We start from the raw sequence: 16,251 nt of genomic DNA, 5'->3' as shown, positions 1-16,251 counted from the left end.
GAGAATCATATATAATTTTTGTTAGGGTCAAACTCGAGTAATGGAGCTTGTCTACATATATTAATACGATTAGGAGTTATTACAATGGAAAAAGTACTTATTTTCGGCCACAAAAACCCTGACACAGATACGATTTGTTCTGCAATTGCCTATGCAGATTTGAAAAAACAGCTTGGAATGGATGTAGAACCAGTCCGTTTAGGAAGCGTGAATGGTGAAACACAATATGCGTTAGACACGTTTAAACGAGAGGTGCCGCGTTTAGTTGAAAACGTAGCTTCTGAAGTGAATTCAGTTATTTTAGTTGACCACAATGAGCGCCAGCAAAGTGCCAATGATATCGCGGACGTTCGTGTATTAGAAGTAATCGATCATCACCGTATCGCTAACTTCGAAACCAGTGATCCTTTGTACTATCGTTGTGAGCCAGTTGGATGTACAGCAACCATCCTAAATAAAATGTACAAAGAAAATGGCAAGGAAATCAAAAAGGAAATTGCCGGTCTAATGTTATCAGCCATTATTTCAGACTCATTGCTGTTTAAATCGCCAACTTGTACAGCTGAAGACGTTGCAGCTGCAAAAGAACTAGCTGAAATTGCAGGTGTTGACGCAGAAAGCTACGGCCTGGAAATGCTAAAAGCTGGAGCAGATCTAAGTGACAAGACCATAGAAGAATTAATCAGCTTAGATGCAAAAGAATTCGAAATGGGTTCAAGCAAGGTAGAAATCGCTCAAGTAAACGCAGTTGATACTGCTGAGGTTTTAGCCCGCCAGGAAGAATTAGAAGCTGCGATTTCAAAAAATATTGCAGAAAAGAACCTGGACCTATTCTTATTTGTCGTTACGGATATCTTAACAAATGACTCTGTTGGTTTAGCATTAGGCAGTAAAACCCATGCAGTTGAAAAAGCGTACAATGTTACCTTAGAGAATAATACAGCAGTCCTAAAGGGCGTCGTTTCCCGTAAGAAACAAATCGTCCCAGTTCTGACTGATATTTTTAATCAAGGGATTTAATATCAAAGGAAACCGTTCTTATATTATAGGAACGGTTTTTTAGCTGAATTAAAGGAAAAATGTTGATTATAGAACCTGTTGATTTGTGCGGAAGGCGCGAGACTCCTGCAGGAGGACGGGACAGGGGAGACCCCGCAGGCGCTTTAGCGCCGAGGAGGCTTCCCGAACCGCCTGTGGAAAGCGAAGTGCCTGGAGCACAAATCAACAGCCTATTCTTGTAATCAAAACTATTACGTTGACTGTACAGTTTCGGATATGCTAATATTATATAATAATAGGAAGGGGTGAGTAAGTTGGGAAGTTGTATCGTATCGGCGAAATAGCTAAGTTAATGAACATCTCCAAAAGAACAATCGATTATTACACCCAAATAGGCTTACTAAACCCTATTCGGACGGATTCTAATTATCGATTGTATGGAGAAGACTGTATTCAAATTATGCATTTAATTGAACACTATAAAAATCTTAATATGCCGCTTGAGGAGATTAAATCTTCGATTGAGTTAATTAAGACGGAAAACTGTGTGGATAAACAAAAGGTAGAAAAGCATTTTGAACAGATTGGGATCCTAATGCGTCACTTAAAAGAAGAAATAGAAGCAATCGAGCCAATTCTTGATAAACTAAACAGCGGTCAGAAAGAAATGGTGAAAAATAAACTTTCTTCGCAAGGTGTACCTTTAGCTCAAACCTTATTATTATTACTGAGTTAACTTACATTTACAAAAACCAGGAGGTGTATTCCTTACTTTTCACTTAAAGTAAGGAGACCATTGACCATTATAAACTTGATTGTAATTGCAATTTTGATTGCTTTTACGGCATTCTTCGTGTCTTTCGAATTTGCCATCGTAAAAATCCGCAGTACACGAATTGATCAGCTTGTAGCAGAAGGCAATAAAAAAGCAATTGCAGCTAAGAAAATTGTATCAAATTTAGATGAGTATTTATCAGCCTGTCAACTAGGTATTACAGTTACTGCGTTAGGCTTAGGTTGGTTAGGTGAACCAACCGTTGAACACTTACTTCATCCATTATTTACTCATTTTAACATTCCTGAATCCGCAGCAGGAATCTTGTCCTTTATTATCGCTTTTGCATCTGTAACCTTTATTCATGTTGTAGTTGGGGAACTAGCGCCTAAAACGATCGCCATCCATAAGGCCGAGGCTGTAACGTTACTTTTTGCAAAACCAATGATCCTTTTTTATAAATTAATGTACCCTTTTATTAAAACTTTAAATGGTTCGGCTCGTATTATTGTCGGAATCTTTGGCTTAAAACCTGCTTCGGAACATGAAGAGGCTCACTCAGAGGAAGAACTTCAATTAATTATCTCTGAAAGCTACAAAAGCGGTGAAATTAATCAGTCTGAATACAAATATGTAAACAATATCTTTGAATTTGACGATCGGATTGCAAAAGAAATCATGGTTCCACGAACTGAAATCGTCGCTTTTGACAAATCGCAAACATTACAAGAATGTTTAGAGATTGTAAAGGTAGAAAATTACACTAGATATCCAGTCATTGATGGTGAAAAGGATAACATTGTTGGTATGTTGAACATGAAGGAAGTTTTAACAGATTATATCAGCGGTAAAAACCTTGATACATCCATTGAAGAATATACTCGACCGGTAATTCAAGTTATCGAATCAATTGCCATCCATGATTTATTACTTAAAATGCAGAAAGAACGTGTTCATATGGCCATTTTAATGGATGAATATGGTGGTACAGCAGGATTAGTTACAGTTGAAGATATTCTGGAAGAAATTGTTGGGGAAATTCGCGATGAATTTGACGAAGACGAAGTACCAGAAATCAACAAAATCAGCGAAAATAAAACCGTGGTGGACGGTAAAGTATTAATCGATGAAGTAAATGATTTATTCGGTCTAGATATTCATGATGATGAAATGGATACCATTGGCGGATGGATCCTCTCTGAAAAAATGGATGTCGTCGAGGGTGATAAAATTAACTATGGTGATTATGAATTTAAGGTCCTTGAAATTGATGGGTACCATATTAAATTATTAGAAATTGTAAGACTAATGAAACACGAATCTATAGCCTAAACCTACCCCTCTTGTTTATACGACAAGAGGTTTTTTTGTCTGTAAAAATACTTGTAGAAAAATGGGCTTAATCTCCGTCTGTTTAACGGAACGGAAGCCGCCGTTTATACGTCTAATGAATAAAAGGTCCTGAAAGGGTTGAAGATATGCTATTCTTAGTGGTATTTCTTATCGGGTTGCTCATTCCATTTTTATTAATAAAGGTTAAGCCGAGCTGGATTGTTTGGGTACCATCATTTGTGTTATTTATAGCTGCCATTTTTATTTATGGAAAGTCAGCGTTTTTTCCAGGAGAGGGAATGGCTGATTTGGCGGAGCGTCTTTACTTTATCATTTTTGGATTGATCGCGATTGGCTCGATTGTTGGTGCACTAATCGTACATTTTTTCAGAAAATAAATAACCTTAATTACGGTGTCAGGTCCACAGCAGGGATTCTGGCTTTTTTCTTGATTCCTATCTGCATGTAACTAGGAATAGAGTCATATGGTGTAAAAAAGGAGGTATCAAATGATTAGTTTAAATAGCCAAATTGTTAAGCCTGAGGAACTTAGTAAAGACATTACAAGCACCGAACAAAAGGTGATTATAAAACAAATGGTGAGTTACCCTATGATTTATCACTATGAATCCATACAGCAACTAAAGTTTGAATTACTATTCAGAGTAAATACTGTTAAAGCAGCAACTGCATTAGACAAAAGTGGTGCAAAGTTTACGACTTTCGCTTATTCCTTTCCTAACCGAAAATACTGGTATCGATTGCCAAACGGAGGGTTTCTTTTACGTGAGGGAGTGAATCCTTCCGAAGGAATCGAAGATATCGTAAAAAATGGGGAGCTCTATGCTTTTGAATGTGCAACTGCAATTGCTATCGTTTTATACATCGCTGTCCTGTATACGATTGGACCGAGGGCATTTAATACGTATTTTAGGCGTCTATACTTAATGGATTGGCAATTTGACGAGGATCTCCCGGTGTATCAAAAAGATGGTGAGGATTTTCTTATTGGGGATGTTTTACATTTTAAAAATCCAGATTTTGACCCGAGGCAGCCGTGGTGGCGGGCTGAAAATGCAATCTTTTTTGGCAATGATAAATTCTATGGGCATGGGATTGGAATTAGAGATTCTAAGGCAATTATAAATTTTTTAAACGGAAAGAGAAAAGAAAACGCTGATGAATCTGCCTACCTTATGCGTATGATCACAAGACCAAATTATAAAATCATTAGCTTGTTACGGTAAAAAAAAAGGAGCTTCCATTACAGAGGCTCCTCTTATATATCAACGGTTCAGTCTTCCAACAAAATTGGCGTACAGCTGTTTACATAAAAGATGTTCCCGCTCACGCTGTTTTTCAACTTCCATTCTCACATTTAATTTACGTTTATAGACTTCATAACATACCCCATGTGCACCAAGCAACGCTTTTTCCATTTCATTTGTGTACTTCAGTTTCAAATAATGGATAATGAATCCCTCCGGTTTTTTACCGTTAATTCGGCTTTATGGTTAATACAGAATTAATGATAACACTGTAAATTTTTCCATACAAAGTCGAAAAAACGTCTTATCAAGCTGTCAGCTTTGCTGACATGGATACTCGTGAAAATAACTCACACGTTCTTAAAATAGAAGCCATATCCTTTGATTAAGAGCTTGTAATGTATTTTAAACATACAAAAAGAAAGCCCATTGCTTATGCAGCAATGGGCTTTCTATATAATATCTTTTTTAATTCATAGATTTATCTAACAGGAAATCAGCTTTTGGCAAAGTAATAATCTTGCCGCCAATTTGCACGTGTACGGTATCGTTGAAAATGGCTTTTACAATTCCCTTTAGTGAAACGCTTGAGTTGATTGAGATATCCTTTTTATCAGATTGGTTTGCCATTATTAATCAACACCTTCCAAAGTTAATTATAAAATATTATATATGAATAAAAGCAAAAAAAGCGAGTAAAAAGTCTCAAAAAAACCAAAAATAAATAATTTGTTCATGTTATTTACAATCAATGCCAAGGGGTGTAAACATTAATTGAAAATAACATGAACTATAGTTCAAGTATTACATGATTAAGAGATTCTGTCAATAGAAACATGAACTAGGGTTCAATATTTGTGATTTGTGTTATAATAGGGTTGAGGTGAGAAAAATGTCAGACCGAGAAGACCATCTGGTGGGTGAGTTTCCATTAATACCTAAGCAGGAACGCGCTCAGCTTAAAAGAGATTTGCTCCTGAAAAGTGGTCATGAATTATTTATCTTAAAAGGATATGAGCATACAACGGCAAAGGAAATCGCAGCACATGCAGGGGTAGCGACCGGTACTTTTTATCGGTACTTTTCGGATAAACGACAGCTACTAATGTCTCTGTTAGAGGATCAAATTGAAATGTTAATGCCGCCTGAACCAAAATGGGGTGTCTCAGACCCAGAAAGCACGCTGACTGCCCTCTTAGAAGCATATGATAAGCGTATTAAGGAGATGGGAATGCAGCGAGTGCTTCCTGAATTATTGGCTAAGGATAAAGAATTTGTTGAGGTACTTGCAGCAGCAAAACGAAAAATATTTACTCGTATTCTTTTAGGCTTAACAATGGCCTATGAGAAGGGACTAACTTGGAAAGATTTAGATTTAAATACGGTTACATGGTCGCTGATGACTTTGGCGGAGCATGCACCCGAAAAAATGAAACTATGTGGGAATGTGACAGATTATCGTGAAGTAGCAAAAGTCATTTGCCGCTTCGTTTTTCCACCAGAAGTGATTAAAAAATTACAATTAGATAAGTCCGAGGCAGAAGAATAGGAATGATCTTTGAAAGGATGTAAACGCCGGGAATAGAAAAGACCCTTGATTTTAAAAAATTAAAGGCAATGAAAATTGAACTGACTCGTTTTATGATGGACTATAAATTTGCCCTCGATGAAATGACAACAAAAATTAATATACTTAAAGATGAGTTTAATTATATTCATAATTATAACCCAATAGAACACGTTAATTCACGGTTAAAAACACCTGAGAGTATTTTTAGATAAGTACAAAGAAAAGATTGTGACTTTACATTAGATAGTATTAAAACAAATATTAGAGATATTGCCGGAATGAGGATTACCTGCTCATTTATTTCCGATATTTATGAAATAAGCAGGATGATTGCGAATCAAAAAGATATTCGAATTACAGAATATAAGGATTATATAAAAAATTCAAAACCGAATGGTTATCAAAGTCTGCATATGATTGTGGAAATACCGATTTTTATGTCCGACCGTGAGGAACTAATTATGGTTGAGATTCAAATCCGTTCGATTGCGATGGATTTCTGGGCAAGCTTAGAACATAAAATTTATTATAAGTACAACAAAGAAATTCCCCAAAAAATGCTTGATGAATTAAAAGCAAGTGCTGAGATGGCAGCGCTTTTGGACCGGAAAATGGAGAAACTGCATTTAGATATGGATAAAATGAAGAAAGACGATGAAGCTGGTGAGTTCCTTCTGCCACTTGGAGTCGGAAACAACAAACTTAAATCCTTAGAGGCTTTTATTGAAGAAAAACTGGGGATCAAATAAGAAAGAAATGCCTATTACTTATTTTGGTAATAGGTTTTTTACTTTTTTATGTAAGGATTTCTAACAAAGTATTCAAAAAATTCTTTCACTTTATAGATAAGCTGTTATATAATAGAAAACATCAAAGAGTAAAAGGGGGATTTACTTGGAACAAGTTGTAAATTGGTTGAATGGAATTATTTGGAGCCAGGCACTTATTTATTTATGTTTAGGAGTAGGTTTATTTTACACGTTATCAACTCGGTTTCTTCAAATCAGGCATATGAAGGATATTTTTAGGCTAACGTTTAAAGGTCAAAAATCAGAAGCCGGAATTTCATCCTTTCAGGCATTAAACCTTGCCTTGTCCGGAAGGGTTGGTACAGGTAACATTGCTGGTGTTGCGACCGCGATAGCTTTCGGGGGACCAGGTGCTGTGTTCTGGATGTGGTTAATCGCGTTTCTAGGAGCAGGTTCAGCTTTCATTGAATCCACTCTTGGTCAGGTATATAAGTCAAAACAAGACGGTCAATTTCGCGGCGGTCCAGCTTACTACATAGAAAAAGGGCTGAAGCTGAAATGGTATGCCGTATTATTTGCGATTGTAACTGTTATTGCGACTGGAGCCCTTTTACCTGGGGTACAAGCAAATAGTATCGCTGTCAGTATTGATAATGCTTTCGGGATCAATACAAGTATTACAGGTATCGTATTAATTTTAGCCTTAGCAGCTATTATTTTTGGTGGAGTAAAACGTATAGCACGAACAGCCGAATTTGTTGTACCATTTATGGCTGTTGGTTATATTATTGTGGCTCTAATCATTACTATTGCAAATTTCTCTCAAATACCTGATGTCCTTTCTTTAATTTTTTCAAGTGCATTTGGCGGAAATGCAGCATATGGGGGAATTTTAGGTGCTGCTATATCTTGGGGAGTAAAACGAGGTATTTATTCCAATGAAGCAGGACAGGGTACTGGACCACATGCTGCAGCAGCTGCGGAAGTATCACATCCTGCCAAGCAAGGAATTGTCCAGGCATTCTCAGTATATATTGATACTTGGTTTGTTTGTACGGCAACAGCCTTTATGATTCTTATGACGGGGATGTATAATGTAACACCTGAAGGAAAAGAACCTATCGTTACAAATCTAACAGATGTCGAAGCAGGTCCTGGCTATACTCAAGCAGCCGTTGAATCGGTTTTACCAGGATTTGGTGCACCATTTGTAGCGATTGCACTGTTGTTCTTCGCCTTTACAACGATTATGGCGTACTATTATATGGCGGAAACGAATCTTGCCTATATTAGAAAAAATAAGAATCAGTGGACGGAATATGTTCTTAAATTTGTTATCTTAGGAATGGTCTACTACGGATGCGTTAAAGAAGCAGGTCTCGCTTGGGCACTGGGAGATGTTGGTGTTGGTGCAATGGCTTGGCTAAACCTGATTGCAATACTTCTTTTAACGAAACCAGCCTTGAAAGTTCTAAAGGACTATGAAGCTCAGTTAAAAGACGGAAAAGATCCTGTATTTGATCCGGTAAAATTAGGTATTAAAGATGCTGATTTCTGGGAACATGAATATAAGTATCCTGAAGCTGAATCGGTTGAAAAAATAGGTTAACTTAAAAAAGGGAGGAAACTGACAGCATGCTTGTCAGTTTCTTTTTTACTTTCAAAGATGGTCTATCGCTTTACATAGGGGGGTATGATATAATAACAAAAAATGAGGTGATGGAATGTCTTTTGAACAAGAATTTGAGGAAGAAATGAATGATGACTCCTGCTGCGTGACTTCAGGCAGCCACCGAAAAAGCCATCATTCGGATAAGGTGAAGAGTAATCTTGTAACAAGACTCAACCGAATTGAAGGACAAATTCGCGGAATAAAAGGGATGATTGAAAAGGATGCCTATTGTGATGATGTAATCACGCAGATTTCCGCAACGCAATCTGCATTGAATAGTGTTGCAAAACTTTTGTTGGAAGGTCATTTGAAAACATGTGTAATTGACAGAATTCAAGAAGGGGACCATGAAGTTTTAGACGAGGTCCTCGTAACCATACAAAAGTTAATGAAGAAATAGCAGCATTTATCAAGTCGTACTATTAGTACGTCTTTTTTTTAGGCTGATTTGTTGCTTTAGGAGATTGCCATCACTCTTTTATTTCTAATATAGTTCTTTTCTAGCAGGAATAAGAAAATAGTACGAAGAATATTATAGTTATAATATTCTGAAAACTATAAGAGGTGAGGAATATAAAGGCGACGAAAATAATCCTAATCGTATTTGCTGGAGTTATACTTTCTTTTAGTGTGTATGCTTATACTGTTTTTTACGGGACACCATGGGGAAAACAAAAACATGAAATAAAGATGGACAACTACATTTCTGAAAAATATCAGACGGATTTTGTCCTAACTAAAATTAGCTACAATTTTCTAAGTGAAACGTACCAAGGATATGCCTATCCCAAAGAGCACCCGAACCTCTTATTTATCATCGAGCAAGATCGTGATACCCCTCTTGGCTATTCCGATAATTATCCGAAAGTTATGTGGGAGGTAGTGAGTTAGCTTCGAACCTTAAAGCACAAATAAAAGACCTTTTTCCGGAATTGGATGAAGGAACGTTTAAAGCCCTGCAAATTAAGGACAAAGGAGAAATCTTTGGTCCTAATATACCTACCTATGAAGAAACAAACATTTCGATTCTTTCAACCTCTATACCCATCGATATTAAAGCAAATTGGACACAAGTGGATCAAAAAAACGAGATACAGAACATGAAGAAGCTTAGTCAATTTCTGCAGCAAGCAAATTTTCCGGTTCTAATGAAAGTACGCTATTATCAAGATGAAATGAATGAACGGGCGAAGGTCTTCTTTATTACGGAAAAAGGCGAAATCATTGAAAAATAGTGCTGCCACCTATGGTGGAGCACTATTTTTATATTCTCCTCGTACTCATGAGTCTAGAAATTGGTGTTGACAATGCGATACTTGTGAAGGTTGTTAAATTGTAGAAATATTGCCAAAATTTTAACGTGATAATGATAATTGTTTCTTTATAATGATGGTAAGACAACAAAAAGACGACAGTAACTTTTGATTAATGATTGCGAAAAAATTTTCCCATGGAGGGTAGGATGATTTATGAAGACATTGATTGTTTATTGCTCATCTCATGGCACAACAGAAAAAGCTGTCCAATTGGTGAGTGAGTGGATGGAAGGAGAAGTCCTTGCGGTTGATTTAAAACGAGATAAAATTACTTTTGAAGTACGCGATTTTGACTTCGTAATTATCGGAGGCTCCATCCATGCCGGAAGTATTCAAAGGAAAATTAAGCATTTTATCGCAAAACATTATGATGAACTATTAACAAAAAAACTGGGTCTTTTCCTTTGCTGCTGGCACGACGGACAAACTGCTCTTGAACAATTTGACGCTGCCTTCCCTGAGGAATTAAGGAAAATATCCATGGCTAATGGTATTTTTGGCGGAGAATTTTTAGTCAGTAAAATGAACTTTATTGAAAGGCAAATTGTTAAAAAAGTAAATGGAATTACAGTGGACACATCGAATTTAGATACGACGGCCATCATGACCTTTGTTATGAAAATTAATGCAACAATTGCACATGTATAGAAAAGTAGAAAAGGCCTTACCGTTGCGGGTCAGGCCTTTCTTCTAGAGTTAACAGATTTTTTGTATCAATTCAATCGAATTGTTTTTCGGTGAATTAACCAGTGGGCTCACTTCATAGGCTTCCATCAAAGCATGGTCCAACGGCTTAAGTAAGGGGCTGAACTGAGTAGTGTCTGTGATGGCAGGGTCGAGCCAATATCTTTCATCTTCTGGTTTTAATATCACTGGCATCCGGTCGTGAATGTCTTGAACTAGCTCATTAGGACTGGTGGTGATCACAGAGCAGGAGTAAATCGATTTTCCATCAGGAGATTTCCAGTTCTCCCAAAGTCCGGCCATCGCAAATAAATCATCGGATTTAAGTTTTATCCGCATTGGAATCTTGGTTTTACTATCAATCCTCTTCCATTCATAAAAACTATCTGCGACAATCAAACAGCGTTTTTTCTTATAAGCATTTCGATAACTGGGCTTGTCTGTTAAGGTCTCGGCTCGAGCATTAATCATTTTATAACCAATCGACATATCCCTCGCCCACGGCGGAATTAACCCCCAGCGTAAAAACCCCATCTTATTACGAGTACCATCATTAATCACCGCTAACACCGACTGAGAAGGAGCCACATTATAACTAGGATTATACTCCTCCTCCTGCAGAAAAAACTCAACATCAAACCGATCAATCAACTGATCAACCGTGGCAGTTAACGTAAACCTACCGCACATCTGGATACCTCCTTTTGGTGCCTGTCACTATTTATTCATTTTACCCCAATTTATGCATCGTTACAGCAGGAAAAATGTATAAAGTGGAATTTTTAGGTTAATACTGGTTAAGGTTTTTTAGTTTGGAAATTTCAACGAGAAGGAGGTTGCTTATGAGAATTTGGTTTAATAGGTGGTTTACGACGGTTACGCATTTTATGGAGATGATTCGTTCGAATGACGAGGGGCGGCGGTTTGAAATTTTTGGCACGCATTCAAATAAGGACGCTCTCTATTTGCAGTATTGTGATTATGCCTTTACAGAACCCACCGTATCGGGTGAGGAATATATTGAGTTTTGTCTTGAGTTTTGTCGGAAGCATAAGATAAATATTTTTATCCCAAGGAAAGAAAATGTCCTCATTTCGAAAAGGCTGGCCGATTTTGAAAACATAGGTGTTAAAGTGCTTGTATGTCCAGATTCCGAATTAATGGAGACACTAGACAATAAAGCAGCTGCCTATCACTCTATCCTGCAGAAGGAAGAGGATGGGGCAGAACTTGTAGCGATACCAGATTTTTACGTCGTCAATAATATTTATGATTTCAAATCAGCATATGAAAGTTTACGGGCGAAAGGACACAAGGTTTGTTTTAAACCCGTTGTAGGTGAAGGCGCCACTGGTTTCCGCGTTATTGAGGACGAAATAGAGAGTATTGACCAGCTTTTTGGAAGGGCTAGCAGCCGCCGTCTCCCTTATCATTATGCATGTGAGATTTTAAGCCAGCAAGAGGTTTTCCCTGATTTAATGGTGTTAGAGTATTTAGAAGGACCTGAATTCAGTATTGACTGTGTGTCATCGGCTGAGCAGCTGTATGCGGCAATTCCAAGGATGAAAGGGGAAGGAAGAATAAGAGAAATCATCAATCATCATGAACTTATTCAACTTGCCCAGAGGTTTCATCAACACTATCAAATACCGTATCTCTTTAATATTCAGGTGAAATATAATCAAGGTGTCCCTAAGCTGCTTGAAATTAATCCGCGAATGAGCGGAGGAATGCATTTTAGCTGCTTAACAGGTCTTAACCTTCCATACCTGGGAATTAAACTTTTGCTGGGTGAAGAAATTGGCCAATTAAAGCCTAGATTTGGTATTCGAGCGAGTCATCTCGAGAAGGAAATGATACTGGATAAAGATCTTTTTGCATGATAGCAAATAACGCCTTGGGGAATTCCCAAGGCGTTGTTTGTTATGTTTGTTATTTATGAATTACTTGGATTTTATCAGTTGTTTCTGGAACACGCATTAAAACAGCCCCGCCTAGTATAAATAATATAACTAAGCTAAATACGCCAGCGTTTGTATTACCAGTGATTTGGGCGGTGATACCGACTAAAGCTGGTCCAAGGATTGACGCGAATTTATAAAAAATATTATAGAATCCAAAAAACTCATTTGCATTCTCCTTTGGTACTAACTTAGCAAAATAAGAACGGCTAAGAGCCTGAATCCCGCCTTGGGAGGAACCAACAAGCATAGCTAAAATCCAGAAATCTAAGGTAGTTTTCATAAAATATGCATAAATACAGATTATGATATAAATAAAAATGCCAACTAATAACATTCTTTTACCTGTGAATTTATCTGCTAATTTACCATAAAGAAGCGCAAACGGGGCAGCGATTACCTGGGTGGCAAATAGAATGATTAATAGGTTTGTTGATGAAATACCAAGATCTGTTCCGTACGCAGTAGACATGGTAATAATCGTATGGACCCCATCAATATAAAAGAAATAAGCGATAAGAAATAGAAATAAAGGACGGTAAGCTTTAATTCGTTTAAGTGTTTGGAAAACCTTTTTAAAGCTGGTAGAAATCGGGTTTGCCACACGCTCGACATAATAGACCTGTTGAACATTTTTTAACATTGGAATCGTAAAGGTTCCCCACCAAATTGCAGTGATAGCAAAGGCTATTTGCGTTGCGACGGTTACAGACAAGGGCAGTATCTCTTGCTGTGATAATAGAATAAGAGCAATGCCAATGATGAAAGGTATCGTACTTCCGATATAACCCATTGCAAACCCGCGGGCGGATATCTTATTCATTCGTTCTTCACTCGTAACATCCACCAGAAAGGCGTCATAAAATATATTGGCCCCTCCAAAACCAATGACGGTAATAACATAACAGATTAAGAGAATAAGCCATTGATTACTTGGGACAACTGCCAGCAGTGCAGTAAAAGCAATCCCCAGAATGACAAAAAAGGTAAATAATCTCTTTTTTAATCCTCTAAAATCACCAATGGTTCCTAAAATTGGTGCACAAATGGATACAAGCAGAGTCCCAAAGGAATTCGCATACCCCAAATATGCAGTAGAGGTAGAACCAGCAAGACCTGCACCATCAGCAGCCGCTTTGAAATATAAAGGAAAAATAGCGGTTGTAATTAAGATGGAGTATGCAGAATTCGCCCAATCATAAAAAACCCAGCTCTTTTCTTGCTTCGTCAAACGACTCATAGAGGTTCCTCCTACTTAGTTTTACAAAGTTACTTAATGATTTCTGTCTTTTACATAAATATATGCGGAGCCATCACAACTTTTACAATAGGCCTTTCAATTATTTATCTAAGGCAGCAATAATTTTCCCTAGCTATTTCAATTTTACAATAAAAAAAGGACGTAATTGTTAATTTTTTCACAGTTTTCGTAAATCAAACACAGTCATCTCTGAAGGGCCATTTATTCGACGATTTATATTTTATTTTTGCAGACAGGTGCCCGTACACTTTATGACCGAATTGAATCTATTATAGTAGGCGGTATTTCCAAGATTTTATCATCAGACAAGCAGACTTATAAAATACTGCCAAGTTATTAACTGAATGAAGCTGCCAAACTTAAAAAGGAAGGAGGGAATATATGAATATTAAAAATTTAGAAAAATGGATGAAAAATATTAAAGTGACAAATATGGTCAATGCAGATGTGGAAGTAGTCAATAACTCACCATTGGTGATGATGGGAAAAGGACGCCAAGGTGCAGTCTTCCAATTAACGAATGACATCTGTGTGAAGGTGTTTGGGAATACAGAGGATTGTGACCGTGAATATTATGCTTTATCGCTTGGCCAGCAGACCACTCTTTTTCCAAAGCTCTACGGAAAAGGGCCACTCTATATTGTGATGGAAATTATCCGGGGTGTTGACCTGCGTGAATATTTACAATCACAGCCCCTAACAAAGGCACTATCTGCAAAATTAATTGAAATGTTATTTACATTTAAAAAAATTGGATACGAGAGAATTGACCATCATAAACGGCAAATTTACCTTCAGCCTGACGGCAGTTTAAAGGTAATTGATGTAGCGAGAACCATTTGGCGTGATCGTGTTTATCCATATCCGCGTAAATTATTAACTTCTTTAGGGGAAAAAAATAAAGCAATCTTTTTGGCACATGTACAAGAATTGGCACCGGAATTATATGCGGAATGGCTTCACTATATCCACATGGAGGAAATATCCAGACAAATCACCGCGTTACTTCTTCCGCAGGAACCGGATAGGAATAAGATAAAAAATATAAGTAACACCCTATTGACAACAGCAGATGAGAAAAATTATGTGACCAAGCTGCAAGGGTTGGTGCATAAGGTTTTCAAGGAAGAATGGGTAAAAGCAATGCTTGCAAGAGGCGTAGATCCGGAGGAGGTCATGGCCAAAATCGATGAGCATTGGGACCAACTCGAACAAAATTATGCTGAAAGATACCCAGAAGGCGAGAGCGACTATGGCGGGGTTAAACGTTTTGAAGGTGATAGACACTCTAAAGGTGATCGTGAATACCGTGGAGGAAAACACTTTGAGGGAGATAGAGATCGACGCAGCAAAGGTGCTAAAGGCGCAAAAGGCGCAAAAGGCGGCAGACACTTCACAGGAGATAGATACGAGACCCAAGACCGCTATGATGAGAAGCGAGACAAAAAGAAAGACAAGAAGAAAGACAAGGATAAAAATAAAAAAGGACGTTAAGCTGCTATAAGGTTGAATAAAGAGACCCAACAAGGCTGGGGAGGAGCCAGAATGAAAACGAGGGGAAATATTATGAAAGTATTAGTAATCTGGCGTCTGCTGACAGTAGGCGGGGTGAATGCCGGCTGGCGCAATCGCTCAATTTATTTTAAAAAGCATGGAATTGATACAGAGTTTTTGTATACGACCGATCACGGCGGGCTCCATATTATGGAAGATGTTGCTCCGGTTTATTTGACAAAGGATGAACAGGAAATTATCAAAATCATCCAATACAATAACTATGACGCCATCATTGTCGTTGATACGGGTGCTGCCTTTAAATGGATTAAGAAAGCAAAATATCAAGGACCAGTATTGGTAGAGGCACGCACCCCGGAACTGATTAAGCTTAGGCCACATTTAAAATCCTTTAGAGGAATCGAGCCGAAAGCCATCATTGTTCCCTCCCACTATCAAAAACGGTTAGTATCGATTCTAACGGACGGAATCCCAATCCATGTCATTTACAACGGCATCGATACGTCATTTTACCGTGCATTGGCATACGAAGAGATAAATTTGAATAGTGATCCGATCCTCCCTAACGGTAAAAAAATTATTGGCTGGATTGGCAGATTGGACAAACGTAAAAACTGGCAAATGTTATTGGAAGTAGCAAAACTCATGAAAAATCAGCGTGATGATATAGAATTTTGGGTCATCGGAGGTGCACAAAGTGTGCAGCGCGAGGAATTTGCAGCAAAATGGCAGGAGGAGCAGCTTACAGACATAGTCAAGTGGTTTCCTGTAATCCCCTATCAACAAATGCCGCATGTTTATGCGAAAATTCGCCAGTCAGGAGGTTGTACACTGGCAACAACTAAAACCGAATCGTTTGGAAATACCTTTATTGAATCAATGGTTTGCGGTGTACCTGTAGTGGCTTCTAATATGATGCCGGTCACAGAGTTGGTCGTCCACGGCGAACACGGGCTGCTTTTTCGCGGTCAAAACGTAGAGGATGCTGTAAAACAGCTTCGTACTATTTTGGATGATCCAATCCTTCATGAACAAATGTCAACGGCAGCAATCGAACGCGTCCATGAGAAATTTGCGATAGAGGTTGTGGCAGAACAATATGTCCATCTTTTGAAAAAAATAGGCAGAATGGCGACTCCAATGAGGTGA

18 protein-coding genes and 1 pseudogene are annotated in these 16,251 nt (G+C 37.9%); 15 read left to right on the top strand and 4 right to left on the bottom strand.

What is annotated here, in order from left to right; all coding sequences use genetic code 11:
- Window positions 1-84 precede the first annotated feature (84 nt).
- The 5 genes from QFZ28_RS17885 (at window position 85) to QFZ28_RS17865 (ending at window position 4,353) form a co-directional block, all read left to right on the top strand.
- The gene (locus QFZ28_RS17885; protein WP_307195898.1) at window positions 85-1,020 is read left to right on the top strand and encodes a manganese-dependent inorganic pyrophosphatase; all 936 of its coding nucleotides are present in this window, start codon (window positions 85-87) and stop codon (window positions 1,018-1,020) included.
- Window positions 1,021-1,321: 301 nt separating this feature from the next.
- Window positions 1,322-1,735 (top strand): MerR family transcriptional regulator, encoded by a 414-nt coding sequence (locus tag QFZ28_RS17880; protein ID WP_307195897.1) that lies wholly within the window; start codon window positions 1,322-1,324, stop codon window positions 1,733-1,735.
- A gap of 60 nt (window positions 1,736-1,795) precedes the next feature.
- A complete protein-coding gene (locus QFZ28_RS17875) occupies window positions 1,796-3,106 on the top strand; it encodes a hemolysin family protein (RefSeq protein ID WP_307195896.1) in 1,311 nt (436 codons plus the stop codon).
- Between the two features lie 146 nt (window positions 3,107-3,252).
- Entirely contained in the window at window positions 3,253-3,504 is a 252-nt protein-coding gene (locus QFZ28_RS17870) for a hypothetical protein (RefSeq protein WP_307195895.1), read from the top strand.
- Window positions 3,505-3,615: 111 nt separating this feature from the next.
- Window positions 3,616-4,353 carry a protein-glutamine gamma-glutamyltransferase gene (locus QFZ28_RS17865; protein WP_307195894.1) on the top strand — a complete coding sequence of 246 codons (738 nt, stop codon included), beginning with the start codon at window positions 3,616-3,618 and terminating at the stop codon, window positions 4,351-4,353.
- A gap of 39 nt (window positions 4,354-4,392) precedes the next feature.
- On the opposite strand, the gene QFZ28_RS17860 is transcribed toward QFZ28_RS17865, so the two are convergent.
- A complete protein-coding gene (locus QFZ28_RS17860) occupies window positions 4,393-4,569 on the bottom strand; it encodes a hypothetical protein (protein WP_307195893.1) in 177 nt (58 codons plus the stop codon).
- A gap of 273 nt (window positions 4,570-4,842) precedes the next feature.
- Window positions 4,843-5,004, bottom strand: coding sequence for a hypothetical protein (locus QFZ28_RS17855; RefSeq protein ID WP_169803660.1), 162 nt, complete (start codon window positions 5,002-5,004; stop codon window positions 4,843-4,845).
- Window positions 5,005-5,266: 262 nt separating this feature from the next.
- On the opposite strand from QFZ28_RS17855, the gene QFZ28_RS17850 reads away from it, so the two are divergent.
- The 7 genes and pseudogenes from QFZ28_RS17850 (at window position 5,267) to QFZ28_RS17820 (ending at window position 10,329) form a co-directional block, all read left to right on the top strand.
- Window positions 5,267-5,923 carry a TetR/AcrR family transcriptional regulator gene (locus tag QFZ28_RS17850; protein ID WP_307195892.1) on the top strand — a complete coding sequence of 219 codons (657 nt, stop codon included), beginning with the start codon at window positions 5,267-5,269 and terminating at the stop codon, window positions 5,921-5,923.
- Window positions 5,924-5,991: 68 nt separating this feature from the next.
- Window positions 5,992-6,693, top strand: a pseudogene (locus QFZ28_RS17845) (GTP pyrophosphokinase).
- A gap of 145 nt (window positions 6,694-6,838) precedes the next feature.
- Window positions 6,839-8,302, top strand: coding sequence for an alanine/glycine:cation symporter family protein (locus tag QFZ28_RS17840; RefSeq protein WP_307195891.1), 1,464 nt, complete (start codon window positions 6,839-6,841; stop codon window positions 8,300-8,302).
- 115 nt (window positions 8,303-8,417) lie between these two features.
- Window positions 8,418-8,765 carry a metal-sensitive transcriptional regulator gene (locus tag QFZ28_RS17835; RefSeq protein WP_307195890.1) on the top strand — a complete coding sequence of 116 codons (348 nt, stop codon included), beginning with the start codon at window positions 8,418-8,420 and terminating at the stop codon, window positions 8,763-8,765.
- 164 nt (window positions 8,766-8,929) lie between these two features.
- Entirely contained in the window at window positions 8,930-9,256 is a 327-nt protein-coding gene (locus tag QFZ28_RS17830; RefSeq protein WP_307195889.1) for a YfjL-like protein, read from the top strand.
- Window positions 9,257-9,297: 41 nt separating this feature from the next.
- A complete protein-coding gene (locus QFZ28_RS17825) occupies window positions 9,298-9,600 on the top strand; it encodes a hypothetical protein (RefSeq protein ID WP_307195888.1) in 303 nt (100 codons plus the stop codon).
- A gap of 234 nt (window positions 9,601-9,834) precedes the next feature.
- Complete coding sequence (locus QFZ28_RS17820; RefSeq protein WP_307195887.1) at window positions 9,835-10,329, top strand: flavodoxin domain-containing protein; 495 nt, start codon at window positions 9,835-9,837, stop codon at window positions 10,327-10,329.
- A 48-nt stretch (window positions 10,330-10,377) separates the two neighbouring features.
- On the opposite strand, the gene QFZ28_RS17815 is transcribed toward QFZ28_RS17820, so the two are convergent.
- Entirely contained in the window at window positions 10,378-11,055 is a 678-nt protein-coding gene (locus tag QFZ28_RS17815) for an SOS response-associated peptidase (RefSeq protein ID WP_307195886.1), read from the bottom strand.
- 152 nt (window positions 11,056-11,207) lie between these two features.
- On the opposite strand from QFZ28_RS17815, the gene QFZ28_RS17810 reads away from it, so the two are divergent.
- A complete protein-coding gene (locus tag QFZ28_RS17810; protein ID WP_307195885.1) occupies window positions 11,208-12,248 on the top strand; it encodes an ATP-grasp domain-containing protein in 1,041 nt (346 codons plus the stop codon).
- Window positions 12,249-12,297: 49 nt separating this feature from the next.
- On the opposite strand, the gene QFZ28_RS17805 is transcribed toward QFZ28_RS17810, so the two are convergent.
- Complete coding sequence (locus tag QFZ28_RS17805) at window positions 12,298-13,566, bottom strand: MFS transporter (RefSeq protein WP_307195884.1); 1,269 nt, start codon at window positions 13,564-13,566, stop codon at window positions 12,298-12,300.
- Between the two features lie 402 nt (window positions 13,567-13,968).
- On the opposite strand from QFZ28_RS17805, the gene QFZ28_RS17800 reads away from it, so the two are divergent.
- The gene (locus tag QFZ28_RS17800) at window positions 13,969-15,081 is read left to right on the top strand and encodes a hypothetical protein (RefSeq protein WP_307195883.1); all 1,113 of its coding nucleotides are present in this window, start codon (window positions 13,969-13,971) and stop codon (window positions 15,079-15,081) included.
- Window positions 15,082-15,153: 72 nt separating this feature from the next.
- Complete coding sequence (locus QFZ28_RS17795; protein WP_307197059.1) at window positions 15,154-16,251, top strand: glycosyltransferase family 4 protein; 1,098 nt, start codon at window positions 15,154-15,156, stop codon at window positions 16,249-16,251.

Source organism: Neobacillus niacini (assembly GCF_030817695.1).
Lineage (GTDB): Bacteria > Bacillota > Bacilli > Bacillales > Cytobacillaceae > Neobacillus > Neobacillus niacini_F.
Note: the sequence above shows the minus strand (reverse complement) of the source record. Positions and strands in the feature narration are given on the sequence as shown.

What these genes read in the sequence shown, in the direction of transcription:
- QFZ28_RS17885 (WP_307195898.1), top strand. Translation starts at nt 85, where the DNA reads ATGGAAAAAGTACTTATTTTCGGCCACAAAAACCCTGACACAGATACG.
- QFZ28_RS17870 (WP_307195895.1), top strand. Translation starts at nt 3,253, where the DNA reads ATGCTATTCTTAGTGGTATTTCTTATCGGGTTGCTCATTCCATTTTTA.
- QFZ28_RS17865 (WP_307195894.1), top strand. Translation starts at nt 3,616, where the DNA reads ATGATTAGTTTAAATAGCCAAATTGTTAAGCCTGAGGAACTTAGTAAA.
- QFZ28_RS17855 (WP_169803660.1), bottom strand. Translation starts at nt 5,004, where the DNA reads ATGGCAAACCAATCTGATAAAAAGGATATCTCAATCAACTCAAGCGTT.
- QFZ28_RS17850 (WP_307195892.1), top strand. Translation starts at nt 5,267, where the DNA reads ATGTCAGACCGAGAAGACCATCTGGTGGGTGAGTTTCCATTAATACCT.
- QFZ28_RS17835 (WP_307195890.1), top strand. Translation starts at nt 8,418, where the DNA reads ATGTCTTTTGAACAAGAATTTGAGGAAGAAATGAATGATGACTCCTGC.
- QFZ28_RS17820 (WP_307195887.1), top strand. Translation starts at nt 9,835, where the DNA reads ATGAAGACATTGATTGTTTATTGCTCATCTCATGGCACAACAGAAAAA.
- QFZ28_RS17815 (WP_307195886.1), bottom strand. Translation starts at nt 11,055, where the DNA reads ATGTGCGGTAGGTTTACGTTAACTGCCACGGTTGATCAGTTGATTGAT.
- QFZ28_RS17810 (WP_307195885.1), top strand. Translation starts at nt 11,208, where the DNA reads ATGAGAATTTGGTTTAATAGGTGGTTTACGACGGTTACGCATTTTATG.
- QFZ28_RS17805 (WP_307195884.1), bottom strand. Translation starts at nt 13,566, where the DNA reads ATGAGTCGTTTGACGAAGCAAGAAAAGAGCTGGGTTTTTTATGATTGG.
- QFZ28_RS17800 (WP_307195883.1), top strand. Translation starts at nt 13,969, where the DNA reads ATGAATATTAAAAATTTAGAAAAATGGATGAAAAATATTAAAGTGACA.
- QFZ28_RS17795 (WP_307197059.1), top strand. Translation starts at nt 15,154, where the DNA reads ATGAAAGTATTAGTAATCTGGCGTCTGCTGACAGTAGGCGGGGTGAAT.